20 protein-coding genes and 1 riboswitch are annotated in these 26,460 nt (G+C 48.9%); all 20 genes read left to right on the top strand.

What is annotated here, in order from left to right; translation table 11 throughout:
* Nucleotides 1–22: 22 nt before the first annotated feature.
* The 20 genes from KTH90_RS05430 to KTH90_RS05335 all read left to right on the top strand — a co-directional run bounded on the left by KTH90_RS05430 (nt 23) and on the right by KTH90_RS05335 (nt 26,020).
* A complete protein-coding gene (locus KTH90_RS05430; RefSeq protein ID WP_158350784.1) occupies nt 23–1,234 on the top strand; it encodes a DUF819 family protein in 1,212 nt (403 codons plus the stop codon).
* Nucleotides 1,235–1,277: 43 nt separating this feature from the next.
* Nucleotides 1,278–2,297, top strand: a complete 1,020-nt coding sequence (locus tag KTH90_RS05425) for a succinylglutamate desuccinylase/aspartoacylase family protein (RefSeq protein WP_158350786.1) — start codon at nt 1,278–1,280, stop codon at nt 2,295–2,297.
* 291 nt (nt 2,298–2,588) lie between these two features.
* Nucleotides 2,589–3,245: a helix-turn-helix transcriptional regulator gene (locus KTH90_RS05420; protein ID WP_158350788.1), complete on the top strand. Its 657-nt coding sequence runs from the start codon at nt 2,589–2,591 to the stop codon at nt 3,243–3,245.
* 276 nt (nt 3,246–3,521) lie between these two features.
* Nucleotides 3,522–4,526, top strand: a complete 1,005-nt coding sequence (locus KTH90_RS05415) for a LacI family DNA-binding transcriptional regulator (protein WP_238726402.1) — start codon at nt 3,522–3,524, stop codon at nt 4,524–4,526.
* A 228-nt stretch (nt 4,527–4,754) separates the two neighbouring features.
* The gene (gene gatY / locus KTH90_RS05410) at nt 4,755–5,603 is read left to right on the top strand and encodes a tagatose-bisphosphate aldolase subunit GatY (RefSeq protein ID WP_238726401.1); all 849 of its coding nucleotides are present in this window, start codon (nt 4,755–4,757) and stop codon (nt 5,601–5,603) included.
* A gap of 27 nt (nt 5,604–5,630) precedes the next feature.
* On the top strand, nt 5,631–7,115 hold the full coding sequence (locus KTH90_RS05405; protein WP_158350792.1) for a xylulokinase: 1,485 nt from the start codon (nt 5,631–5,633) through the stop codon (nt 7,113–7,115).
* 90 nt (nt 7,116–7,205) lie between these two features.
* Nucleotides 7,206–8,255: a galactitol-1-phosphate 5-dehydrogenase gene (locus KTH90_RS05400; RefSeq protein ID WP_158350793.1), complete on the top strand. Its 1,050-nt coding sequence runs from the start codon at nt 7,206–7,208 to the stop codon at nt 8,253–8,255.
* Between the two features lie 77 nt (nt 8,256–8,332).
* Nucleotides 8,333–9,382 carry an aldo/keto reductase family protein gene (locus KTH90_RS05395; RefSeq protein WP_238726400.1) on the top strand — a complete coding sequence of 350 codons (1,050 nt, stop codon included), beginning with the start codon at nt 8,333–8,335 and terminating at the stop codon, nt 9,380–9,382.
* An 8-nt stretch (nt 9,383–9,390) separates the two neighbouring features.
* Nucleotides 9,391–10,317 carry a 1-phosphofructokinase gene (gene pfkB, locus KTH90_RS05390; RefSeq protein WP_158350795.1) on the top strand — a complete coding sequence of 309 codons (927 nt, stop codon included), beginning with the start codon at nt 9,391–9,393 and terminating at the stop codon, nt 10,315–10,317.
* 229 nt (nt 10,318–10,546) lie between these two features.
* A complete protein-coding gene (locus tag KTH90_RS05385; RefSeq protein ID WP_158350797.1) occupies nt 10,547–12,169 on the top strand; it encodes a response regulator in 1,623 nt (540 codons plus the stop codon).
* On the top strand, nt 12,159–13,976 hold the full coding sequence (locus KTH90_RS05380; RefSeq protein WP_238726399.1) for a cache domain-containing sensor histidine kinase: 1,818 nt from the start codon (nt 12,159–12,161) through the stop codon (nt 13,974–13,976). Before KTH90_RS05385 ends, KTH90_RS05380 begins: the two co-directional genes overlap by 11 nt.
* Nucleotides 13,960–14,952, top strand: a complete 993-nt coding sequence (locus tag KTH90_RS05375; protein ID WP_238726398.1) for a substrate-binding domain-containing protein — start codon at nt 13,960–13,962, stop codon at nt 14,950–14,952. Before KTH90_RS05380 ends, KTH90_RS05375 begins: the two co-directional genes overlap by 17 nt.
* Nucleotides 14,953–15,409: 457 nt before the next feature.
* The gene (locus KTH90_RS05370) at nt 15,410–16,903 is read left to right on the top strand and encodes a sugar ABC transporter ATP-binding protein (RefSeq protein ID WP_158350803.1); all 1,494 of its coding nucleotides are present in this window, start codon (nt 15,410–15,412) and stop codon (nt 16,901–16,903) included.
* 14 nt (nt 16,904–16,917) lie between these two features.
* On the top strand, nt 16,918–17,916 hold the full coding sequence (locus KTH90_RS05365) for an ABC transporter permease (RefSeq protein WP_158350805.1): 999 nt from the start codon (nt 16,918–16,920) through the stop codon (nt 17,914–17,916).
* Between the two features lie 101 nt (nt 17,917–18,017).
* On the top strand, nt 18,018–19,232 hold the full coding sequence (locus KTH90_RS05360) for an ABC transporter substrate-binding protein (protein ID WP_158350807.1): 1,215 nt from the start codon (nt 18,018–18,020) through the stop codon (nt 19,230–19,232).
* 174 nt (nt 19,233–19,406) lie between these two features.
* On the top strand, nt 19,407–19,847 hold the full coding sequence (locus KTH90_RS05355; RefSeq protein WP_158350809.1) for an RbsD/FucU family protein: 441 nt from the start codon (nt 19,407–19,409) through the stop codon (nt 19,845–19,847).
* Between the two features lie 402 nt (nt 19,848–20,249).
* Nucleotides 20,250–21,119, top strand: coding sequence for a glycyl-radical enzyme activating protein (locus KTH90_RS05350; protein ID WP_238726397.1), 870 nt, complete (start codon nt 20,250–20,252; stop codon nt 21,117–21,119).
* A 20-nt stretch (nt 21,120–21,139) separates the two neighbouring features.
* Nucleotides 21,140–23,572 carry a pyruvate formate lyase family protein gene (locus tag KTH90_RS05345; RefSeq protein ID WP_238726396.1) on the top strand — a complete coding sequence of 811 codons (2,433 nt, stop codon included), beginning with the start codon at nt 21,140–21,142 and terminating at the stop codon, nt 23,570–23,572.
* A gap of 146 nt (nt 23,573–23,718) precedes the next feature.
* On the top strand, nt 23,719–24,726 hold the full coding sequence (locus KTH90_RS05340; protein WP_238726395.1) for a GntR family transcriptional regulator: 1,008 nt from the start codon (nt 23,719–23,721) through the stop codon (nt 24,724–24,726).
* A 229-nt stretch (nt 24,727–24,955) separates the two neighbouring features.
* Nucleotides 24,956–26,020: an ABC transporter substrate-binding protein gene (locus tag KTH90_RS05335; RefSeq protein WP_238726394.1), complete on the top strand. Its 1,065-nt coding sequence runs from the start codon at nt 24,956–24,958 to the stop codon at nt 26,018–26,020.
* Between the two features lie 147 nt (nt 26,021–26,167).
* A riboswitch (cyclic di-GMP riboswitch) is annotated at nt 26,168–26,254 on the top strand.
* Nucleotides 26,255–26,460: the final 206 nt, after the last annotated feature.

Here is a 26,460-nt window from a genome sequence, read left to right as displayed (position 1 = left end):
GGAAGTGGAGGAGAGAGAAAGCATGAGTACGTTGATTTCAGTAGACAACAATATTGGTTTGATGGCGGTGCTGTGCGGCATTGTCGCGCTCGCAATCTGTCTGGAACAGAGGTACAAATGGGCGGCGAAGCTGACCGGCTGTATCCTGGTCCTGTTAACGACACTGATTTTATCTAACCTGCGTATCATACCGGAGGATGCGCCTGCTTACGGATTTGTGGGTACTTATCTGGTTCCAATGGCTCTGCCGCTGCTGCTGTTCAAGGCAAATATACGTGAAATTGCGAAAAACAGCGGCCGGCTGTTAATCTTATTTTTACTCAGCGCCTGCGGTACCATGCTGGGCTCTGTCATTGCATTTTTCACGGTTGGCCGGTTTATCCCTGAAGTTGGTAAATTCCTGGCTATGATTACTGGTTCTTATATAGGCGGAGGAATTAACTTTGTGGCTATGGCGGAGAACTACGGAGCCAGCGGAACCATGGTTTCCACTGCCAATGTGGCGGACGCTATTACGATGATGTTTTTCTTCTTTGCCCTGATGACTATACCCAGCCTGGCATTCTTTAAACGCCATTTCCGCCATCCGATCGAAGATCAGCTGGCAACCGTGGAGGAACAGAACGCAACCGGCAAAACCAACGCTGCGAATTACTGGGCCCGTAAGGAAATTTCCCTGAAGGATATCGCACTGGCGCTGGGCATTTCTGTTGTCATTGTGGCTGTGTCCACCCCTCTGGCGGATTTCTTCTCAGCGGCGATCCCCACCGGTAATTTCTTCCTTAATTTCTGTAACGCGCTGCTGGGCAGCAAGTATCTGATCATCACGCTGATTGCGGTGGTGGCGGCTACGGTTTTCCATAAACAGCTGAATGAAATCAGGGGAGCGCAGGAATTCGGAACCTATTTTATCTATTTGTTCTTTGCCACCATGAGCGCACCGGTCTCCCTGCGTCTGCTGGTAAATGACGCGCCCATCTTCTTCGTATGCTGTATTATCATCGTTGGAGTAAATATTATCGTGACGCTGGTGTTTACAAAACTGCTTAAGTTCGGTATCGAGGACGCTATGGTTGCATCCAATGCCAATGTAGGCGGAGCTTCCACCGCGGCAGCACTGGCTATCGCGAAAGGATGGGACAGCCTGGTTGTCCCTGGAATCCTGGTAGGTACTCTGGGCAACGTGATCGGAAATGTCTGCGGAATCCTGATCGGCACCATTTTTGGCGCATAAGTGTCAGATGTAAAACGCTTAATTTAGAAAGGAATGATTGTTCGTGTTTATTGATAATCGGGAAATACCCAAGGGAACAAAGTTAAAATGGAACTTCCTGGCCGCGGAAATGACGGTCAACAAGATCGAAGTTCCGGTTACTGTCATAAACGGTGCCAAGGACGGCCCGATTCTGGCGGTCACGGCTGGAGTTCATCCCAACGAGCTCATCGGAATGGCAGCGACGATCCGTCTCTCCAACGAGATCGATCCGAAGGACGTGGCGGGAACCCTGATCCTGGTCCATGTGGAAAATGTGATGGGGCTGCAGTTCAAATATGCGAACCGTTCCCCGTTAGACGGGGTGAATATGAATTCGGTATTCCCTACCGGAGAGCAGAAAGGCGAGGATTCCGGCAAAGATCAGCTGCATCTTGGAATTTCACCTACGAAACAAGCGGCGGAGCGGATCTTCCATACCTTTATCTCGATCGCTGACTGGCATGTGGATATGCACGGCGGTGAGCTGCATGAGGACCTGGATATGAATATTGAGATCCTGCCCATCGGAGAACCGGTGGATGAGAAGACCCGGAAGCTGGCCAGAATGTTCATGTCCGAGAAGATCTGGGAAGTACCCCAGGGTACGATCCCGCAGATGCCCAACTATCCCGGCCGCGGCTCCGCCGTAGCGGAAGCCAATCATAGGGGGATTCCCTCCGTGTTCTTTGAGATCGGAGGAGAAGGCAAACTGGTGAAGGAGCATGTGGACTTTGCCTGTGACGCTCTGAAAAATGTAATGAAATCCATCGGTATGCTGGAAGGCGAGCCGGTGGTGGTAGAACCCACGGTGTACTCCGGCGGCAACGTTCTCTTTGCCCAGAGGGGCGGGCTTCATTTTATTAACATTAAGAGCGGTGATCTGGTGTATGAGGGCCAGGAATTAGGCTACACTATCGATTGGAACGGCGATGTGATACACCGGGATATCTGCCCGTGCAATGGCCTGATGACCAATATGGTGGTGCATGGCGGCGTGGAACCCGGCGATATGCTCTACGTGATCGCGAATGCAGTCGAGTGAGTGTGAGGCCGCGGCACAAAGGCATCTCATAATATACTAAATTTAGGGGCTGTTGCAAAGTAGATGGCGGATTTTAAAACCGCTGCCCGCCATCTATAGAGCAGCAGCTCTTTTTACGTATACGAAGAGTGTTTACAGACAATAGACAGGCGGTTCACGACAGGTAACTGCCGGTAAGATCTGAATTGACAAGAGGCTGTTTCGTACGGTAATATTTTATTCATGAAAAAGAGTTTCGCTGGCTGTACTCTTTTCCATGAATTTTAGGATAATCTGGCAGGAGGAGCCATTATGAAATATGAGCAAAATATCGTGTTAACGGAAACAGACCGTGCAATACTGGAAGCGTTCAAGACCTATGTGGAAGGACTCTCCGACTACCTGGGGGAGGGATATGAAATCGTTTTGCACAGTCTGGAGAATCTCGACCGGTCGGTTATCAAGATCATAAACGGACATTATACCGGCCGCAAAGAAGGAGCTCCGATCACGGATCTGGCGTTAAATATGCTGGCGAATATAAGCCAGGACGAGAGGAAGCCTTATGCCACTTATTTCGCAAAAAACAAAAACGGTGCGCCCATTAAGGCCAGCACCATCGCGATCCGCGGCGAGGGCGGCAGGATTATCGGCCTGATGTGCATGAATTTCTATCTGGATATGCCGCTGTCTTCCATGATTCATGCGTTCTCACCGGATGTAAAAAATGACAGTGTGTCCGAGACATTTGCGGAAAATGTATCCGAGGTCATCGAGAAGGCTGTGATTCAGGAAAAGGCTACGGTAATCAGTGATAAGGATATCTCTCCCAGTAATGTGAATAAGGAGATTATCTCACGGCTGAATGAACGGGGGATCTTCAATCTGAAAGATGGAGTCGGGCAGGTGGCGGAGATGCTGGGATTGTCTAAAAATACGGTTTATCTGCATTTGAGGAATCATAAATAGGAGCTGGCTTGGGCAATTACTATGGGCCGGGAAGAACCCTGGGAGAAGGGATCCGCACGCTTCCCAGGGTTCTTCCCTATTTTTGTGAAGGGGAAGGATTAAGTTTTTGAATTCTGGTTTGACAACAAATTATAGACCTGAAAATCCAAAAATACAGAGAACTGTGGTTAACTAAAAAGCCATAAGAAATGATTGACATTTCCATACCCCCGGTATATTATAAACCTATAGAGCGAACCGGTTCGCTCATGAACCAAGGAACAGGAGGACTTTCGGGTGGCAGCTACCATAAGAGATATTACAAAAATGACCGGCCTATCCCTGGCTACAGTGTCCAAATATCTGAACGGCGGTAACGTACTGCCGGAGAACCGGGCACTGATCGAGCAGGCGATCCGTGAACTTCACTATGAAGTCAACGAAGTGGCCAGAGGGCTGGCCAAGAACAAGACCAAGACGATCGGAGTACTGATCCATCATTTGGATAATATATTTGCCAGTACGATTATAGCCAGAATAGAAGACATTCTGAGGCAGCACGATTATGGGACCATCGTGTGTGACTGCCGGGGCGATCTGAAACTGGAGGAGCAGGAGATCCGGTTCCTTCTGAATAAACGGGTGGATGGGATTATCACACTGCCCACGTCGGGAAACGCGGAATATTTACAGCCGGCGGTCGAGCGGAAAGTGCCGGTTGTATTAATAGACCGTACATTCGGTAACGGCATGTTCGATACAGTTTTGGTCGATAACCGCGAAGCGGTTAGGGGAGCGGTTTCAGTATTGATTGAGAAAGGCCACCAGAGAATCGGTATGATCTGCGGCGGTGATCAGGAGTATACGGCAAGAGAGCGGCTTCGGGGTTACTTTGAGGCATTGGAGAGCGCCAACCTTAAGATCGAAGACCGGCTGATCAAGCGGGGAGAACTTTCTGTGCAGCATGGTTACCGGGGAATGAAGGAACTGCTTGAGAGGGAAGAACGGCCTACGGCGGTCTTCCTGAGTAATTATGAGATTACTCTGGGGGCGATTGTAGCGTTAAATGAGAGCGGGGTTAAGTTTCCGGAAGATATCTCGATTGTGGGATTTGATAATATGATGCTTTCCCAGGTAATCCGTCCCAAACTATGGATGGTGGTGCAGCCCATGGATGAGATCGCGGAGCAGGCTGCGGAATTGATGCTGAAACGCCTGGAATTTGACACAGAGGGCGAACCGGTTAGTGTTCATCTGAAGACAGAACTGATCTGTGGTGATTCCATTAAGGAAATTAAATAATTCAGGTCAAGGAAACAAATAAAATGTGATACAAATCGACACTATATATAAGTTATTGTTGCATAAAGGGATAAGCCATAAATCCATTTGCTTAACTGATTTGCTTAACGGATTAACCAAATCAAAGGATATGAATCATACAATATAAAAAGATTTCCGCGTAGTAGTTATCTACATAAATATACCTGTAAAAATTAATGAAGAATAAAAAGAAAGGATGAGAAGAGTATGCCATTAGTTACAACAGAACAAATGTTACTGGATGCAAGAGACGGAGGATATGCGGTAGGCGCCTTTAATGTAGAAAACATGGAGATGGTGCAGGCAGTCCTGGCGGCGGCGGAGGAGTTAGGCGCTCCGGTTATTATGCAGACGACCCCTTCCACAGTGAAATATGCCAGCCTGGATTACTACTATTCCAGTGCGCTGGCAGCGGCGAAGAACTCCAGGATTCCGGCTGCGATCCACCTGGACCATGGCAGCAGCTTTGAACTGGCCATGCAGGCGCTTCGCGTCGGATATACTTCCATTATGATCGATGGGTCCCACAGCGTATTTGAAGAGAATATCGCCGTGACAAAGCGGGTGGTGGATGCGTGCGCGCCATCCCGGGTTTCCGTGGAAGCGGAACTAGGCAAAGTGGGTGGAAAAGAGGACGATCTGGATGGGGGAAATGGCGGCTATACAGATCCGCTGGAAGCCAAAGAATTCGCTGAGAGGACAGGTGTGAACTCGCTGGCTGTGGCGATCGGAACCGCTCATGGCGTATATAGCGGGGAACCCAGGCTGGATTTGGAACGTTTAAGTGAGATACGCAAGGTAGTGGAAATCCCGCTGGTACTGCACGGCGCGTCCGGGTTGTCCGATGATGCCGTAAAGGAAAGTATCAAAAGAGGAATCTGCAAGGTGAATTTTGCAACAGAACTCCGGATCGCTTACAGCGATGGAGTAAAAAAAGTACTGGCAGAAGCTCCGGAAACTTTTGATCCGAAGAAATACGGTGCCGTGGGACGTGAAAATGTAAAGCAGCTGGTTATGAACCGTATGAAGGTCTGCGGATGTAACGGCAAAGCCTGAAAGATAAGTCGATAGCGGGGGATTAGGATGGATCAGTTACTATTGGGAATTGATATTGGAACATCAGCGTGTAAAGTGGCGCTGTTTGAACCGTCCGGTAAGGTTTTGGCCCAGTCTAACCAGGGATATCCGATCTATTATCCGAATCCGGGCTGGGTGGAGCAGAATCCGGAGGAATGGTGGGCTGCGATCTGCAAAGGAATCCGGGAGACCATCGGGACGGCGCGGATACGGCCGGAACAGATCGCCGGTATCGGTATCGACGGACAGAGCTGGTCCTGTATACCGGTGGACAGAGAGGGAAAATGTTTACATAACACACCTATCTGGATGGATATAAGAGCCAGAGAGATTGCCGGGCGAGTGACGCAGCAGATCGGGTTTGACCGGATTTTCGGGGTGTCGGGCAATGGATTCGAGCCTGCTTATACCACACCTAAAATGATCTGGTTCAAAGAACAGAGGCCGGAAGTCTATAAAAAAACAGATAAATTTCTGCAGAGCAACAGTTATATCGGGATGAAGCTGACCGGCGTGATGTCCCAGGAGGTCTGCCAGGGATATGGATTGCATTTTTTCGATATAAATACACTGCGCTATGACGCGGAACTTGCGAAGGATATGGGGCTTTCCGTGGAAAAGGTACCGCAGCTCTATGCCTGCCATGAAGTGATCGGGACAGTCAGTGCAAAGGCGGCGGCCCAGACCGGCCTGGCGGTCGGGACCAGGGTAGTAGCGGGAGGTCTGGACGCGGCGTGCGGGACGCTGGGCGCAGGGGTATACCTGCCGGGCCAGACGCAGGAGCAGGGCGGCCAGGCGGGAGGGATGAGCATCTGTGTAGACCGGGCGACACCGCACCCGAAGCTGATTCTGGGCCCCCATGTGGTGCCGGGCCTGTGGCTTCTTCAGGGTGGTACGGTAGGCGGAGGCGGAGTCCTTCGCTGGTTTAAACAGGAACTGGGAGCCGGTGATTCCTTTGACGACCTGACCGCACTGGCGGAGAAGATTCCGGCCGGAAGCGACGGTGTGGTCTTCCTGCCTTATATGTCCGGGGAGCGCTCGCCGATCTGGGATCCGGATGCCAAAGGTGTATTCTATGGCTTGGGATTTGACAAGACCAGAGGACATATGGTGCGGGCTGCGTTGGAAGGTGCGGCGTTCGCGCTTCAGCATAATCTTATCACTGCGGCGGAAACCGGAGTGCGGGTAGAGGAACTGGTTGCTATGGGAGGGGCTGCGAACAGCCGGCTGTGGACCCAGATCAAAGCAGATGTAACCGGGAAAACGATCCGGGTGCCCACATCGGATACGGCGACCACTCTGGGTGCGGCGATACTGGCCGGCGTGGGAGTGGGCGTGTATGATAACTTCGCGCAGGCGGTAAAGGAGACGATCGTCATCACCAGAGAACATAAGCCGGATATGGAAAAACACCGTCTATATCAGAAATCTATGGAGCTTTACCTGGAACTATATGAGGATCTGAAGGGAACCTTCCATAAATATCACTGAAGCGGCCCGCTCCAGGCGGAGCGTTTCGTAAGAGAAACCTATTTTATCTATTTAATAATTATGACTAAAACGAAAAAGTGAGGTTAGATCATGAAAGCAGGAGTTGTTCATGCAAGAGAGGATATCCGTTACGAGGAGATACAGATGCCTTCCCCAAAAGCCGGTCAGGTTCTGATTAAGGTAAAATATACCGGTATCTGCGGATCCGATGTTCCGAGAGTAAACGGGGATGCCTGCCATTTCTTCCCCAATGTGCTGGGTCATGAGTTTTCCGGAGTGGTGGAAGAGATCGGCGACGGCGTTACCAGCGTGAAGCCGGGCGACCGGGTATCCGGCGTACCTCTGGTTCCCTGTATGCAGTGTGAGGATTGCCAGAAGGGAAATTATTCGCTGTGCAGGAATTACAGCTTCATCGGTTCCAGAGAATACGGAAGTTTCGCGGAGTACGTGGTGGTGCCGGAGCGCAACGCGGTGAAATTCGGGGACAATGTGACATTTGAGCAGGGAGCTTTTTTCGAACCATCAACCGTGGCCCTTCACGGCTTGCTGCGTGTAAATTACCAGGGAGGCGGTACAGTTGCGATCCTGGGCGGCGGGACCATCGGACTATTCACGATGCAGTGGGCGAAGATTTTCGGCGCCAGGAAGGCAGTCGTGTTCGATATCAGTGAGGAACGTCTGGCCCTTGCCAAAAAGCTGGGTGCGGATGACGCAATCAACACGCTGGACGAGAACTATATGGATAAGGCGCTGGCTCTGACAGGCGGAAGAGGATACGACTACGTATATGAAACCGCCGGAAATACGGCGACCATGCATATGGCGTTTGAAGCCGCCGGGAACAAGGCGGAAGTATGCTTTATCGGGACGCCCACGAAAGAACTGACCTTCACAGTGAAGGAGTGGGAAAATATGAACCGCAAGGAATTTACCCTGACCGGTTCCTGGATGTCCTACAGCGCTCCGTTCCCGGGCAGGGAGTGGGAATTAACTGCTCATTACTTTAAAACGGGGGAGCTTAAATTTGACGAGTCCCTGATTTACAGGAAAATCCCCCTGAGTAAGATTGACGAGGCGTTTGCGATGTATAAAGTACCCGGACAGGTTAAAGGAAAGCTTTTAATTGATTCGGAGGCCTAAGATGAGGGAATTGCCCGAAAGAATAGAAGCAAAAAGCTCATTATTTAAAATTCAAACCAGAAAAGAGGTAATGTAAAATGGATAACTATGAAATTCTCGAAGATGCGGTCAATCCCGCAGAAGTACCGCAAAGGATCCTGTATACCGGGGCCAAAATGCCCGGAGTCGGCATCGGAACCTTCGGGTCCGACCGGTTTGGAGCGGACGATATAGCGAATGCAGTGGAAGACGCGGTAAAATACGGCTATCGCCTGATCGACTGTGCCTCATGCTACGGAAACGAAGACAAAATAGGTATCGCGTTGGAAAACGCTATGAAATTCGGTATCAAGAGGGAGGATCTGTTTATCACCTCCAAATTATGGAACGATATGCATGGAAAAGGAGATGTACTGCTCTCCTGCGCCAAGACATTAAAGGATCTGAGGCTGGATTATCTGGATCTGTACTTTGTCCACTGGCCTTTCCCCAACTATCATCCGCCGGGATGTGATGTGGACACCAGAAATCCGAATTCCAGGCCGTACATTCATGAAGAATTTATGGAATGCTGGCGGCAGATGGAGCGTTTGGTTGACATGGGACTGGTGAAACACATCGGCGTATCCAACGTAACGATTCCGAAACTCCAGTTAATCTTAAGAGACTGCCGTATCAAGCCGGCTGTCAACGAGATGGAACTGCATCCCTGCTTCCAGCAGCCGGAACTCTACGATTTCTGTAAAGAAAACGGCATAGAGATCATCGGCTTCTGCCCCATCGGTTCTCCGACCCGTCCGGACAGAGATACAACCCCGGACGATATCGCGGACATCGATTTGCCGGAAATACAGGCGATCGCAAAAGCCCACGGTGTGCATCCGGCCATCGTATGCTTGAAATGGGCGGTACAAAGAGGCCACACACCGATCCCGTTCTCCATTCACCGGGACCAATACATAAGCAACCTGCGCTGCAGCTTCGAAGATCCTCTGACCGAAGAAGAATTAGAGCTTCTGAGAGGTGTGGACAAAAACTGCCGTCTGATCAAAGGGCAGGTATTCCTCTGGGAAGGCGCAGGCGACTGGGAAGACCTGTGGGACCTGGGAGGAGAGATTCCGGGCTGGGACGGCTATACCCAAAAATAGGAGGCCATATGATAACAGCAGTCACACTAAACACATCGATAGACAAGGCTTATCAAGTCGAGGACGTAAAAAAAGGGACCGTTATGCGGGTGAAAAGCTGTAACAATACAGCCGGCGGAAAAGGATTAAACGTAGCCCGTGTAATCAAAATCTGCGGAGAAGAAATACTGGCGACCGGTTTCTGCGGCGGCCATGCCGGTGCTCTCCTGGAAGAGATGCTTGACAAAGCAGGCATCACATACGACTTTGTTCATACGGCGAAAGAAACCCGAAACTGTCTGAACATCCTGTCCCAGGACGGAGTTTCTACCGAATTCCTGGAGCCTGGAGAACCGGTCTCCGAAGAAGAGATCGGCACCTTCCTGAAAAAATACGAATCCATTGTCGGCAAAAGTAACGTGATCACGCTGTCCGGCAGTATCCCCCAAGGTGCCCCGGCGGATATCTATGCCGCCCTGATCCGCATAGCCAAAGACAGAAAAAAGACAGTGATCCTGGATACCAGCGGTGCGGCGCTGACCGAAGGGATCAAAGCTCTGCCTGACATGATCAAACCCAACGCGGATGAGATAGAAACCCTTCTCAACATATCCCTAAACAACCGGGATGACATCATCCAGGGAGCCGTCAGACTCCATGATATGGGTATTCCCTATGTGGTAGTCTCCCTGGGGAAGGAGGGCGCCGTCTGCGTATCCGATAAGGGAATCCGCAAAGCGATCCCTCCGGCCGTCAACGCCATCAACACCGTAGGCTGCGGCGACTCGATGGTAGCCGCCTTTGCGGTGGGCTTTGAACGTGGATACAGTCTGGAAGAGGCCCTGAAGTACGCAGTCGCGGTCTCCGCTGCCAATACGCTGACGACCACAACAGGGCATTACCGCCCTGAGGATATGCGGGAAATTTATGAGCGGGTTGAGGTTGAGGCTTTGTAAGAGAACTGCGCAGAGCCTGGAGTGCCAGGAATGATGCTGAGGGACAGACTCGCCCCCGGCAGACAAAGAGGAGCGCCGACCGGTTTGGTCGGCGCTCCTCTTCGTCTGCCGGGGCCGGTCTGTCCCTGCCTCTCCGTGGAAATAGCCAGCGAAGCTTTCCGGCCCCTTGCGCAAATTCCATATATCCGGTAAAATAAGAGACAAGTGATTAAACTTGGGAGGGATAGCCATGTACCGGGTTTTATTGGTGGATGATGAAGTTCTGATTCGTGAGGCAATTCAGGAGAACATCAAGTGGGAGCAGCTGGGGTTTGAATTGGCTGGGGCTTGTAAAGATGGACGTGAAGCGATGGAAGAAATCCGGAAGAATCCTCCGGATTTATTATTGACGGATATTTATATGCCGTATATGGACGGCATGGAACTGACGAAATTTGTGTATGAGAATTATCCGGATACCAAAGTGGTTATTATCAGCGGGTATGATGAATTCGAATATGCGAAGCAGGCGGTGAAGTATCAGGTGGTGGAATATGTATTGAAACCGGTTACTGCTTTTGAACTCACAGAGACGCTGATGAAGATTAAAGAGAGCCTGGATGAGGAGAACCTCCAGAGCCAGAATATTAAGAAAATACGGGGAGCTTATATGAGCAACCTGCCGGTTCTGAAAGGACGCTTTCTGAACAGTCTTCTGCTGGGGAAACGGCTGAAGGAAGAGATACGGGATAAAATGGAGGAGTTCGGTATCTGCCTGGAGGGACGGGCTTTTACCACGGTTATGATTGAGGGGGATGATCTAAGCGCGTTTACGGATAATTATCCGGAGGAGAAGAATGATCTGGCCCTGTTCGCGATCTTTAATGTGACCGAAGAGCTGGTAAACAGCTTTGGAAACGGTGTGGCGTTCCAAAATGTGGAGGACAAGACGATCATGATACTGGCCGGAGCGTCGGAAAGCGATCTGGAAGAGAGAACCGCAGAATTCTGCGAGACGGTCAAAGAGACGATTTACCGGCTGCTGAAACTGGAAGTGACATTGGGGGTTGGCAATACCGTAGGCACCATGAGCCGCCTGAGCGAAGCGTTTTCTGGAACAAAGATGGCGCTTGAGTACCGGTTCCTTGCCGGCGGCGGACAGGTACTGTATGCGAAAGAACTGCGTAATCTGTCAAAACCCGGGAATGTCAATATTAATGAATGGGCGGATCGTATTGTTCTGGCGGTGAAGTCCAATCATGAGTCGGAACTGCGCAGGGAAGTGCTGGATTTTATTAAGGCCTTGAAAGATGTTTATGTGCCGAAAAACCGGAGTATGATTTATGTGCAGAATATTATTATGTCTGTCATGAATGTTCTGGATGATTCAGATCTGGCGGACAGTCCTATTTACACCACGGAAAATGAGATGATGTCCCGGATCTATGGGGAAGAGCATCTGGATGATATCGGGCACCATCTGCTGGATTTCTGCCAGGAAGCTGCCAGGGCGCTGTCCGATGAGAGGGACAGCTACTGCAAACGCCAGGCACTGCGGGCTCTGGATTATATTGATAAAAATTATAAGGACCCTAAGGTGTCGCTGAACTCGGTCTGCACCCATCTGGCGATGAGCACCAGTTATTTCAGCTCCGTGTTTAAGAATTTTACCGGTGAAACTTTTATTGAAGCTTTGACCAGGAAAAGGATGGAGAAAGCAAAAACACTCATTGAGAATACCTCCATGAAAGCTTACGAGATTGCGGAAGAGGTCGGTTACAGCGACCCTCATTATTTCAGCAGTATTTTTAAAAAGACTACAGGCAAGACACCAACGGAATATGCGAGAGAGAAGAGATCCTATGCAGGATGAGAAGGAGAAGTGGCGGTTGAAGCTGAATCCATTGTTTCATTTTCGAAGTATCCGGACGACGATCCTGGTTTCTTTCTCTGCGTTAATCGTATCCGGACTGCTGGTGTTTTTGCTGCTGTCCCTTGACTACACGACGGACACGGTGCTGAATAATTCTTCCAATTATACCCTGCAGCTGATTGATCAGGTGAATGCGGATATTGATTCCTATATCAGTTACATGGACAACCTGTCCGATATGATGGTCGGAAGCGTGGATGTCAGGAATTATCTGTTCCGGTACAACAGCGAGGATAATAAAGAGGCCATTACCCAGCGGCTTCTGAATACATTTAAGACCTTGAAGGATTCCAGAGAGGACATTTATAACATCGGGATCATCAGCAATAACGGTGCATACCTGATTAACGATGGAACGGACAATCTGAATGCTTATATGGATTATCATGAGATGGACTGGTATCAGAAGGCGCTGCTGTCGGATAAAGAGGCGGTTATTTCCAGCTCCCATGTGCAGAATGTGGTTCAGAATGATTATAAATGGGTGGTCACATTGAGCAGGGGGTTAGTGAACCCGGTGAGTAATCAGGTAGAAGGGGTATTCTTTGTGGATCTTAACTATAGCTCCATTAACGATCTCTGCGAAAAAATAAGCCTTGGAAGCAAGGGTTATATCTTTGTGGTGGAGGAAAACGGGGGTATCGTCTATCATCCCCAGCAGCATCTGCTGTACAGCGGATTGAAAACCGAGAGGGTGGACGAAGTCCGCAATTCTAAGACCAACTCCTTTATTACGGATGAAGGGGATAACAGTAAATTATATACCATATCAAAATCCGACCGCACCCACTGGACCGTAGTGGGGGTAGCCTATCTGGAAGAATTGTTGGGAAACCGTAAGGAGACACAGCTGACCTATATGCTGATCGCCGCGGCGCTTTTTGTGGCGGCGGTCCTGATCGCGATTCTGCTCTCCAGTATGATAACCAAGCCTATGAAGGCCCTGGTGAAGTCCATGAAAAAGGTGGAGCAGGGGCAGTTTGAGAATGTGACGCTTAAAACGGTTGGCCACAATGAAATCTCGGCACTGACAAATTCCTTCAATATTATGACAAAGGAGATCCATCATCTGATGATCCAAAATATGGAAGAGCAGGAACAGAAGAGGAAGAGTGAGCTGATGGCACTGCAGTCCCAGATCAATCCCCACTTCTTATACAATACCCTGGATTCCATTATCTGGATGGCGGAAGGCGGCAAAAACCGTGAGGTTGTACTGATGACCTCTTCGCTGGCGAAACTTCTGCGCCAGAGCATCAGCAATGAAGAAGAGATCGTGACCATCGCAAACGAGGTAGAGTACACCCGCAGCTATCTGACGATCCAGAAGATGCGTTATCAGGACAGACTGGAATTTTCTATCGATGTGGATCCGGATGTCCTTGACCTTAAGATCGTAAAACTGGTACTTCAGCCTTTGGTTGAAAACGCCATTTACCATGGAATTAAATATAAGGAAACAAAGGGAATGATCTGGGTGACAGGGCGCAATCTGGGTTCTATTATCGTGATCCGTGTGGAGGACAACGGGATCGGTATGACCGAAGAACAGTTGGCCCACGTATTTGAAAAGAAAACGAACAGGAAGTCAAACGGAGTAGGAGCCGGCAATGTGAATAAGCGTCTGCGTCTTTACTACGGGCCGGAGTACGGCCTGACCTATGAAAGCCAGCTGAATGTAGGGACTGCCGTAACGATCCGGATCCCGAACTCTGCGTGGGAGGAAGAAAATGAAGAAGAGCTATAGAAAGTGGCTGATCATAGTCAGCAGTATCCTGTGCCTTAGTCTCCTTTTATTTCTTATTTACAATATACAGACGCACAAGGAGAAAAAAGTGATCCATATGGTGTATATCCCGAAGCTCATTGACGAGACCAACGATTTCTGGACCGCGTTGATCGAGGGGGCCAACATGGCGGCTAAGGATTATGACATCGATCTGGTCATAGATGGCGGAACCAACGAGACCGACTATGAGGACCAGAACAGACGGATACAGAATGCTATCGACAGCAAAGCCGATGTGATCGCAGTATCTCCGATCTCGTACACGAATACAACTGAGATGGTAAAAAAGGTAAAAGAAAGCGGTATTAAGCTTATTTTCGTGGATTCTGGAGTGGACGAGGATGTGGCGGACGCCCTGATCGCCACAGACAATTTCGCGGCCGGCATGAAGATGGGGAAATTCATGCAGCAGAGTCTGGATGACGATTCCCAAATCGCCATCGTCAGCCACGTAAAAGACGCATCAACGGCCATAGACCGGGAGAGAGGCCTCCGGGCAGGAATTGGCCCTTACGAAGATCAGATCGTGGAAGTCGTCTACTGTGATTCGAATTATCAGAAGGCCTACCGGCTTACCAAGGATCTGCTGGAAAAATATCCGGATCTGGATTATATCGCGGGTCTGAACGAGTATTCCGCCGTAGGCGCGGCCAGGGCTGTTGACGAAATACAGGGCGCGGTATCCCAACGGGTGAAAGTGATCGGATTCGATAACTCGTTAGAACAGATTAAGTTTCTGGAAAAAGGGGTTTTTCAGGCTATCGTGGTTCAAAAATCTTTTAATATGGGTTATCTGGCTGTAGAAACAGCGTTAAAGGTTTTGAAGGGAGAAAATGTCCCACCGGTTATTGACTCCGGTTCGGAATTGATCACGAAAGAGAATATGTATACAGAGCAGAATCAGAAGCTTTTGTTCCCATTTTTTGATAAATAGTTCTTGATAATCGAATAATAATGTTCTTCCTTGAGATATATATTTTTTACTATGAGAACTTAGCAGCCGTATTATGGGAGCTTATGAGCCATATATGAAAATTTTCGGCGAGGTATTTTCGAGCGCTGCTTTTTTATGTTCTTGCATATATCTCAAGGAGAACGGTTCAATTCTTAATAGGGATAACAGACCTTCAATACTTAATTCTTGTACATCAGGGCTTTAAAGGACTCGATAGAATCTGACCGGGCAGAAAATAATGTCAAGAATCGTAATTTCCTCCATAAAACAGAAGTAGATCCCGAAAAAGAGGACAGGGGGAAAATATTCTACAACTTCGTAAGATTTTTACCCTTTTCCATAAGATTCTCTATTAAAACGTTCATAATTTAGACATATAATAGACACATATCAGAGAGACAGTAACGAGTTCTGAAGAGAAATGGATGGTGAGATAGTGGGCGACGTAATATTGACAATGAAAGGGATAGACAAGTCCTTTCCAGGTGTCCATGCACTAAAGGAAGTAGACTTTGACCTGAGAAAGGGAGAAGTTCATGCGTTGATGGGCGAGAATGGTGCCGGAAAATCCACGTTGATGAAAGTGTTGACGGGCATTTATTCCAAGGACAGCGGAACAATCACTTTTGAGGGGCAGGAAGTGAACTTTGCCACCCCGAAAGAGGCACAGGATATTGGAATATCCATCGTGCACCAGGAACTGAATATGATGAACCATCTGACGGTGGCGCAGAATATTTTCATCGGCCGCGAGAAGATGAACGGCAAGCTGATTAATGATAAGAAGATGAACGAGGAAGCGGCAAAGCTGTTTGAGCGATTGAATATCAAGATCAATCCCGCGGAGAGGATGGGGAACTTAACCGTTGGAAAACAGCAGATGTGCGAGATCGCAAAGGCAATTTCCAGAGATGCGAAAGTGATTATTTTTGATGAGCCTTCAGCGGCTCTGACGGAAGCGGAGATCGACGAGCTGTTTAAGATCATCCGTGACCTGCGGGCGAAGAATCTGGGGATCATTTACATTTCCCATCGTATGGATGAGATTAAGGTGATAACAGACCGGGTAACGGTTATGCGTGATGGTGAGTATGTGGGAACACTGATCACCGAGAAGTGCACGAAAGACGATATCATTAACATGATGGTCGGACGTGTGATCTACGAAGATCCGAAGGAAAAGAGCAATGTACCGGACGACGCGCCGGTGGTGCTGAGCGTGAAGAACTTAAATGCCGGTAAGATGGTAAGGGACGTCAGTTTCGATCTGAGAAAAGGCGAGATCCTGGGATTCTCCGGACTGATGGGCGCCGGCAGGACAGAGACGGCCAGGGCGATCTTCGGAGCAGATAAGATCGACAGCGGTGAGATCTTTGTAAACGGAGAAAAGGTAGTGATCAAGAGCCCTCAGGATGCCGTTAACGCCGGTATCGGATATCTGTCGGAGGACCGTAAGAGATATGGTATCATCGTGGAAAAGACCGTTGCGGAAAATACCACGATGGCTTCACTGGAGCACTTTACCAATGGGTTGTTTATAGATAAGAACAAAGAAAAAGAAGCTGCGGTGGAATATGTAGACAAATTAAAGACCAAAACGCCTACCGTGGATACGAAAGTAGTCAGCCTGTCCGGCGGTAACCAGCAGAAAGTCGTTATTGCCAAATGGCTGGTCCGGGATTGTGATATCCTGATTTTTGACGAACCTACCCGAGGCATCGATGTGGGTGCCAAGAGTGAGATCTACCATCTGATGAATGAACTGGTAGCACAAGGGAAGTCCATTATTATGATATCCTCTGAATTGACAGAGGTGTTGAGAATGAGCGATCGGATCGTTGTCATGTGCGAAGGCAGAAAGACTGGTGAACTTTCTATCGAAGAAGCGAGCCAGGAAGCAATTATGCGCGCAGCAACATTGAGAAATTAGGAGGGTAAAAGAAAATGGAAAAAAGTGTTGAAAAGAAAACCAGGGCAATGGGAACACAGAAGTTAGTTGCCATTGTAGCAATGGTAGCGTTGTTCATATTCTTCAGTATATTTGGTAAGGGATTCTTCAAATACAGTACGATTGTCAGTGTATTTGACTCCGCTTACTACATTGGTTTCATGGCAATCGGCGTTACATTTGTCATTATCACAGGCGGCATTGACTTGTCCATCGGTACCTTGTGTATCTGCTGTTCCCTGATCGGCGGTACCCTGTACCAGGCAGGGGTTCCCATGGCATTGGCCCTGATCCTGATCATCGTGATCGGCGGCGTGTTCGGACTGGCCAACGGACTTATGGTATCCGTGATGGGGCTGCCGGCCTTTATCGCCACGCTGGGTACGATGATGATAACAAGGGGGCTCGGCTCCATCGTCACAGGAACCGCATCCGTATCCTTCCCGATGGGGGATGAGGCAGGCGCATGGTTTAAAAATATCTTCAAGTTCCAGCCTGACTGGCTGCCTCAGAACATGGCGGCAGGTATCCCTACCGGTTTCATCCTGTTGATCGTACTGGCGATTATCATGGCGATCATTTTAAATAAGACCCGTCCCGGCCGCTATATCCTGGCTCTGGGCAGCAATAAAGAAGCAACCAGATTATCCGGTGTTAACGTAGTAAAATGGGAAACCCTTGCATTTATCATCAGCGGCCTGTTCGCTGCTCTGGCAGGTATCTCTTATGCAGCTATCAACGTAACCCTGATGCCTGGTACCGGAAACGGATTTGAGCTGGATGCCATCGCCGGTGTTGTAATCGGCGGAACCTCTCTCTCCGGTGGTGTTGGATCTATCGCAGGCACCCTGATCGGTGTATTTATTATGGCAATCCTGAAAACCGGCCTTCCTTTCGTAGGACTGCAGCCTCACTATCAGTTGTTTATAACCGGTTTCGTATTGATCATCGCAGTATTTGCCGATGTAGCCAACAGAAAAAAACAGGGTAACTAATCCAGCAACAGTATCATCTTTTTACTACTTGTGTTATTAACTGTCCTGCAATAGGGCAGGCAGTTATTATAAATCTATCAAATCAAGGGAGGATTTAAAGAATGAAGAAAAAAGTAATTAGCGTACTTTTATGTGTAGCCATGGTAGCAGCTATGGTAACAGGCTGCGGAAGCAAGACTGAAGAGCCTGCAGCAGAACCCGCAGCAACCGAAGCTCCTGCAGCTCCTGCAGAGACCAAAGCACCGGAAGCAACCGCAGCACCGGAAGCTACAGAAGCTCCCGCTGAGAGCGAAGCTCCTGCAGCAGCGACCGGCGACCTGAAACCCGATCCCAGCGTAGATTACAGCGCACTGAATGTGCAGGTAGTTGCAAAAGGTTTCCAGCATGACTTCTGGAAAGCTGTTAAATTAGGCGCACAGAAAGCTGGAGAAGATTACAAATTAACCGCAAATCCCGCTGACAGCTTCGTTGGACCGAACAGCGAGCAGGATATCGCTCAGCAGGTTGAGCAGGTGAAGAACGCAATCAATAAGAGCCCCGACGCGATCTGCCTGGCAGCTCTGGATACCAAATCCGTTCTGGATTCTATCAAACAGGCTCAGACCAGCGGTATTCCGATCGTAGGTTTTGACTCTGGTGTTCCGGACGCTCCGGAAGGCGCTATCGTTGCCAACGCTTCCACCGACAACTATGCAGCAGGCGGACTGGCAGCAGATGAGTTATACAAACTGATCAAAGATAAAGTGACAGATCCCGCTGAAACCGTAAGAATCGGTGTGGTTTCCCAGGAAGCGAACTCTCAGTCTATCGTAGACCGTACTCAGGGATTCCTTGACAAAATGGTTGAGCTGATCGGCGAAGGCAAAGTTTCCATCATCGGACATGACAAATTCAAAAAAGAAGTTGCTGATGCTAAGGTTATCTTAGAGATCGGTATCCCTGCAAACGTAGTAGACGCTGACTGCCAGACCGCTGCTTCCAAGATTATGAACGAGTCTGACCTGATCGCGATCTATGGTTCCAATGAATTCGCGGCTAAGAACATCATCACCGCTAACAAGAACTTAAACATTCTGGGCGCTGACAAAGTGATCGGTGTTGGATTTGACTCCGGTAAAGTTCAGCTTGACGCTGTAAAGAATGGTATCTTCGCTGGTTCCGTAACACAGAACCCTGTACAGATCGGTTACAAAGCTGTTGAGCTGGCTATCATGGCTGCAACAGGACAGGAAGTACACGATGTTGACACCGGATGCTTATTCTACACCGCTGAAAACATGGATTCCGAAGACGTAAAACCTTGCCTGTACGAATAAGATTTGGTATAATTGCTTAAGAAATTGTTTCTGAGCATGGATAAACGAAATGCCCCGTTCATCGGGGCATTTCATTTAGGTAATTCTATGAATCAAAATGATTTCTGAATTGGGAATAGGTTCCTGTTACAATCCCGTTTGATTACAATCGTATAAAAGAGGAGGATAATCATCATGTTAAAAGGAGTACCAAAAATCTTATCTCCCGAATTACTGAAAGTACTTTGCGAAATGGGCCACAGCGACCGGCTGGTTATTTCAGATGGAAATTTCCCTGCGGAGAGCATGGGAAAAGACGCTGTCGTAATCCGCTGTGACGGACATGGGGTACCGGAACTGCTGGACGCGATCCTGCAGGTGTTCCCGTTGGATACCTATGTGGAAAAGCCCGTGAACCTGATGGAAGTCATGAAAGGTGATACCGTGGAAACCCCGATCTGGGAGACCTACAAAGAGATCGTGGCGAAACATGACAGCCGCGGAGCGGATGCCATAGGACAGATCGAACGCTTTGAATTCTATGATGAGTCTAAAACGGCTTATGCGATTATCGCTACAGGTGAGAGCGCTCTATATGCGAATATCATGCTGCAAAAAGGGGTCGTTACGGACTAATCTGCCGTATTTCCCCGAATTTCAGGATTGCTACCGACAGCCAAAAGAGATTGGGAATCTGCCCGAAGTGCCAGGCAGGTTCTCAATCTTTTTATTCTATAGGGGATACTCCTTTAAAATAAGAAATATGGAAAGCGCCTTTTCGTAAACATCCGGGCAGATCGTTTCCCGGTTCATTTGCCATATCCATGTATCTCTTGGCATGCCTGCTGTTAAGACAGCCGGATTCGGCAGGGTAATTGGTCTTGACAGTATAAATATGCTATGTCGCAGGAAAATATTGACTCCAGTATAAATATGCTATCTATCGTACAGGAAAATCTTGACACTAAATTGGTATTATAATATAATACCAATAACGAACGATAGAATCGGAAACCGGATGAAGATATGGGGGATCATATGAAAATCAGAATTTTTCAGAAAGGATTTAATTATTCACAGGACGGTCAGGGAAATCGTCTGGTTTATCATCTGCAGGGGTGCAATATGAGATGCCCCTGGTGCTCAAATCCAGAAGGAATGTCACCGTCCGGCACCCTGTTCGTGGAACCGGACTGGCTTCTGGATTCGGTATGCCCGCATGGAGCGATTAGCGGGAAAAAGCTGAACCGTTCCAAGTGCGCTACCTGTGAACAGAGGGAGTGCCTTACCATTCATCGCAATAAGGGAATATATCTGTCCTGTGTCCAGCAGGAAACCAGACAGACGGTGGAGGATATCCTGTCTGCCAGCCCCATGTTCTACGATGGCGGCGGCGTTACCTTTACAGGCGGAGAGCCGACTATGCAGGCGGAAGCGTTGGCGGAAGTTCTGGCATCGGTTAAGGCGGAGGATATACATACGGCCATCGAGACAAACGGAAGTTATCCGGGATTACCGGAGATGTTCCCCCTTATTGATCAGCTGATTATAGACTGCAAACAGATCGACCCTGATAAGCATAAGGCAGCTACCGGAATCTCAAATGTGCGGATACTTGAGAATCTTACACAGGCCGCTGGCAATCATCCGAGAGTTCATATCCGGGTCCCTATGATCGGCAAAGTGAACGACTCACAGGAGGATGTGCAGAACTTTATCAGATTCTTCCGAAAGCTTGCGGGACCGAATGTGACATTTGAGATTCTGACTTATCACGAATATGGAAAAAATAAATGGGAACAGTGCGGGCTGAACTACCAGATGGGGGATGCACATATTGACAGCAGGAAAGCAGCTGAGGCAAGGCAGGCGTTTCGGGACGCCGGACTGAATTACCAGACTACATAAAGAACAGAAGTCCGGTCAGTTTGAACAGAAAATCTAATGATTTGGAAAGGATCACGAGAGGTAAGAAGATGGATATCCGAACTATTTTAGAAAATGAGGAAATAACCAGGCTGGCCAGGAAACGCTTCCAGGAGGAACGGGCAATAGACCATCTGGAGGGCTGGTTTCTGGCGAAAGAGATCGCAAGAGCTTGTGATGAAAAATTCAAAGAGGATCCCGATTGCATACGCATCGCAAAAACACAGGTTGAGATTATGAAGAAAATTCCGCTTTGGATCAGTGACTACAATGTATTCGCGGGAACCCAGGATGATTCCTTCGCCCGGTCCTATGCACTGATCAATCCAGCCTTTACGGTGGATTCCTTCTCGGGCTACTGCGATCCAACCGCCGTATTCGGTGATATTGATCCGGTGGGGGATATCACTGAGGAGCGGATCCATGATCTGAAAGAGTATAATAATCATACGGCTTATGCCAATGCGCTTCAGAAAGCTTATGAGATCGCAGGCGACAGTACCAGTGAAGCGGTTTTCTTTATTGAACAGGTGACAGGACATCTGATCCCCGATGTGCGTCCGTTCCTGAAAGGCGGGACGAAGCTGTTAAAAGGACAGATTCTTCAAAATGCGGCAAAAACCGACGACCCGGATAAGAAGAACTATTATGAGGCTATGCGGATCTCTCTGGACGCGGTGGAGGTCCTGGCCGACAGATACGCAGCACTGGCCCATGAAAAGGCGGCCCAGGCCACCGGCAGCAGCAGGCAACTGTTTTGTCTCATGGAAGAGACCCTTCGCAAAGTTCCCAAAAACGGAGCTGGAAATCTGTATGAAGCGATCCAGTCCTTCCTTCTGATCTGGCAGACGATGTGCCTGGAACAGACGCCGAATCCTTTCGCTTTTTCAGTAGGAAATGCGGACCGGATCTTCGAGCCCTACCGGGCTGCGGGAAATACAGATCGGGCCACAGCGGCATCGCTGTTCAAGCACCTGCTGGTATTTTTCAATGTGGCGGACCGCAGCTGGGCCATATCTCAGAACCTGATCATCGGAGGCAAAGGAAATGACGGGCGGGATATGACCAATGAAACCTCTTACGCGCTGCTGGATGCCTATTATGATATGAACCTGCCCCAGCCGATCTTATCGGTGAAAATCCATAAGAATACACCCAAGCGCTTGTATGAGGAACTGGGGAGATTTTTCTTCACTCCGGGCTGTCTGACCCCATCCCTGTTCAATGACGATGCCATGTTTGAGATTTTGAGAAACAATGGGGTCGCTGATGAGGATCTGGAGGATTACTCTGTGGCAGGCTGCCAGGAGCCTCTGATTATGGGCAAGGACAATGGCAATACCACGAATAGCTGGCTGAATATGCCCAAAGTATTGGAACTGATTTTAAATGATGGCAAATCCTCCATCACGGGTAAGAAACTGGGAAAAAGTTATGAGGAAAATGGCTGTCAGAATGCGCAGGAAATAGTAGAAAATATCAGGGAACTCTTCTACCACAATCTGGAGAGCGTGGTGGATCAGATGACGGCCTCTGCCAATGCGGCTTCGGAAGCTGTCGCTATCCAGCAGGTACCGTTCTTATCCTCCATGATGGGTGGGATCGAAACAGGAATTGATACCCGGGATACGAAACGGCAGGGAACGAAATATAATGGCAGCGGATGCCTGATCCACGGACTGACCGTGATGGCGGATTCCTTTGCGGCCATTGACACGCTGCTGGAGGAACGGCCTCAGGATGCAAAACGGCTGCTATCCGCTTTGGCTGATAATTTTCAACACGATGAAGAGCTGCGCCAGTATCTGCTGATGTGCCCTAAGTTTGGAAATAATATAGACAAGGTTGATAAAGAGGCAGCGAAACTGGCCAGCCGCGTTTCCGATCTGGTGGCCTCCAGGAAGAATTATCTGGGAAATCCCTTCCGCTGTGACTATGCCACGCCGTCGACCCATTTGCTGTACGGCTACTGGGTGGGTGCGACTCCCGATGGCCGGAAGGCACGGGAGATGCTTAATTACGGAATCGATCCCCTGTACGGGGAGGCAAATTCAGGATTAGGTCTGCGGATCCTGTCCTCCATGAAACTTCCCCATGGAAAGATGAATGGTGGGGAGGCATCCTCGTTTGGAGTCAATCCTTCCCATTTCAGAAGCAGTACATATGAGGAAAAGGGCGTGGAGTTTGCAAATAAAATCGTCGCGCCTTTATTCTATAATCCTAAAACGGAAGAGATTTCCCCCTTCTATCTATATGTGAATGTGACCACACCGGAGATGCTGCGTAAGGTGCTGGCCAATCCTGGGAAGTATGCGCCTGGCGGGGTCTATATTGTGCGTATTCATGGGACTTTCGTAAATTTCCTGGATTTGTCTCCTGCGATCCAGGAAGATATTATAAAAAGGCTGGACCCGGGATCAGCGTACCTTGAGTAAGGAGTTTTATGATACTGTTTTATCCAGGTCGTGGCTTTGTTGATATTCTGCTTTAATGTTGATATGATAAGTAGAGTTGGACCGGAATGTGGATAAGTTGCCGGTTGCTCGAAAGGACAAGGCGGATGCATCAGGATAGTTTGTATGTGGAGATTAAGAATAGGATATGCAGATTGATATATGACGGAACGTATCAAGAAGGAGAGAAGATTCCTCCCGAAAGAACCCTGGCAGATCAGTGGGATGTGAGCAGGGTGACCGTGCGGAAGGCGTTAGAGCTTCTGGAGGAAGAGAACGTGATCCTGCGCGAGGTTGGAAGCGGGACCAGGATCATGTATCGGAATACGGGGCATGGGGGAACAATGGATACGGTTACGCTGACGGCTCCGGCCAGAAGTCCGTTTTTCTCGGAATTTATTGAGGATTTTCAGAAGTATGCGGATTCTCAGGATTCGCTGGTGCTGTTTGCGCAGAAGGCGGAGAATGGGACGATTGAGGACTGTCTGTACCGGTTGTATGAAAAAGGACTGTATAACGCGGTGGTCTGGCTGGATGACAATAAGGTGGACTTTGAGCGGTTGAAGCGGCTGCGGGCGCTGGGAATGAATATGGTTTTTTTTGATACGGATCTGGCAGTCCCCTATGCGGATTGTATCCATCTGGATAATGAGGCAGCCATTCATGAGCTCTGTAAGTCTATCCGCGCACAGGGTGGTGAAAGTATCGGCTATCTGGGATGGGACAGGGAAGAGATCTTCAGTATCAGGAAACGAAAAGAAGCATTCTTGCAGACGCGGTGTCAGAGGGATTCGATGCTGGAGCTGCCCTGGAGCCGGAGGAGGGAAGCGGAACGATGTTCGCAGGAACTGATCGGAGGACTTTTAGGCCAGGGGCGGCTGCCTGATGCGATACTGTGTACAGATGAGGATATCGGCATCGCGGTGTCAAAAGTGTTCGACCGGATGGATATCCGGTCGGTAATCCTCGCCGTAATTGATGCGGTGCCCGGATCGGAACAGCAAAGAATGATCTCATACCGACAGAATTTTCCGGAAATATCCCGGAAAATATATGAGTGCCTGAAAAGCCAAAATGAAAATCCGGGGATCTGGACTGCGAAGGAGTATCCAATGAAAGGAATCCTGGATAGGTGAAGTGTGTTTGTATCTGGCCTGTTCTTGCTCAAATCAGTAATAACTAATTTCTTAAATTTTTCTTATAACTTTTTGAATCCTCTTGTAATTCAAAGAAAGCGTGCTATGATAAACTTGAATTTTACAAGAAATAAATCTATTCTTTACAATCAGGCTTGTCCTGTGGTATAACAGATTTTGTTTGTTGGATTCAAAGGGGAGCGCAGTAAATGCGCCACTGGAGGAAAGTATGAAGAAATTTGCAGGTTTGCTGATGGCTTTTGGCATGATGGCGGGATTGCTGTCCGGCTGCGCCGAGGCTCAGGTACAGGCAGAGGAAAGCGAGATTGAACGGATCGATCCGATCGCAGTCAATGGAATTGATTACCAGTCCGTATTCGGCATAACGCTGGAGCCGGGAAGCGAGATCGTGATGATCGCCAAGGGGAATGCCAACCAGTATTGGAACGCGGTCAGAGACGGCGCGGAACATGCGGTGGAGGATCTGAATGCTTCTCTTGGTTATGAGGGATCGGATGAGATCAAACTGGTCTATGAAGCGCCCGACGTGGAAAATGATGTGGAAGATCAGATCAATATGCTCGATGAGATACTGGAGAATCAGCCCGCGGCACTGGCGCTGGCGATTATAGACATGAAGTCCTGTGAATTCCAGCTGGAACAGGCGCAGGAAAATGATATACCGGTGGTTGCTTTTGATTCCGGTAAGAACAGCGACATCGTACAGGCTACTTGCGCTACGGATCACTATGAAGCGGCCGCACGGGCGGCTCAGGAGCTGTGCGACGCGATCGGCGGTAAAGGGCAGCTGGCGGTGCTGCTGGCGGATGATTCCTCGGAGTCCGGAGTCCAAAGACGGGACGGTTTTATGGATAAAATCCAGGCGGATTACCCGGAGGTGGAAGTGGTGAACGTCTCTTATATGCTGGATCAGGATATGACGGCGGAAGAGATTGCGGAGCAGGTGATCCGGCAGTATCCGCAGCTGGACGGCTATTTCGGAGGCAATGAGGCGGCCAGCATCGGCATCCTGAACGCGGCCGGAAAGCTCCCGGACAGTCAGCTGAAGATCGTTGGTTTTGATTCCGGGCAGGAGCAGATCGAAGCGGTGAAGGAAGGACGTGAGGTCGGTTTTATAACACAGAAACCTTACGCTATCGGATATACGACAATTATCGCTGCTGCCAGGGCTGCTGCAGGTATGCCCAATGCTTCGGAGATAAACACCGGTTTTGTTTGGGTAAATGCAGATAATTTGGAGAATGAAAGAATCGCCAGAAATTTATATGAATAATAGTAAAAGATCCTTCCGGCAGGAAAATCACATTCTGCCGGGAGGATCTTTTTTTAACCACAAAAGCATATTATTATGTAAATTAGGAATGTGTAAAATGGTTGATTTATCCTTGCAGAATGTGTATAATAAGACAAAACTGAACAAAATTCATAAAGGCAAAACTGTCGAAAGGCAGTGACGCAAAGCTATAGGGTCTACGTCTTATAAAAGATATGACGGCCAGTTGCAACTTTTCAGCTTCCGGATAAAGGGGGACTGTTTACTTGCACTGTGCTTGACTGAAATTTTGCGAGAAACAGGACGGTGTAGAGAAATGATATGAGCCGGACTGTTTTTTTATAGCTATGAGCACTTAATGCCCGTATTTTGGGCATTTACGTGCGAAGCATGAAAAATAGTCAGCGAGGTTCTTTCGAGCGCTACTATTTTTTATTCAA

It is taken from the genome of Diplocloster modestus (assembly GCF_019042245.1).
In the GTDB taxonomy this organism is placed as follows: Bacteria; Bacillota; Clostridia; order Lachnospirales; family Lachnospiraceae; genus Diplocloster; species Diplocloster modestus.
The sequence above is the reverse complement of the archived record's forward strand: the minus strand, read 5'-3'. Positions and strand labels throughout refer to the sequence as shown.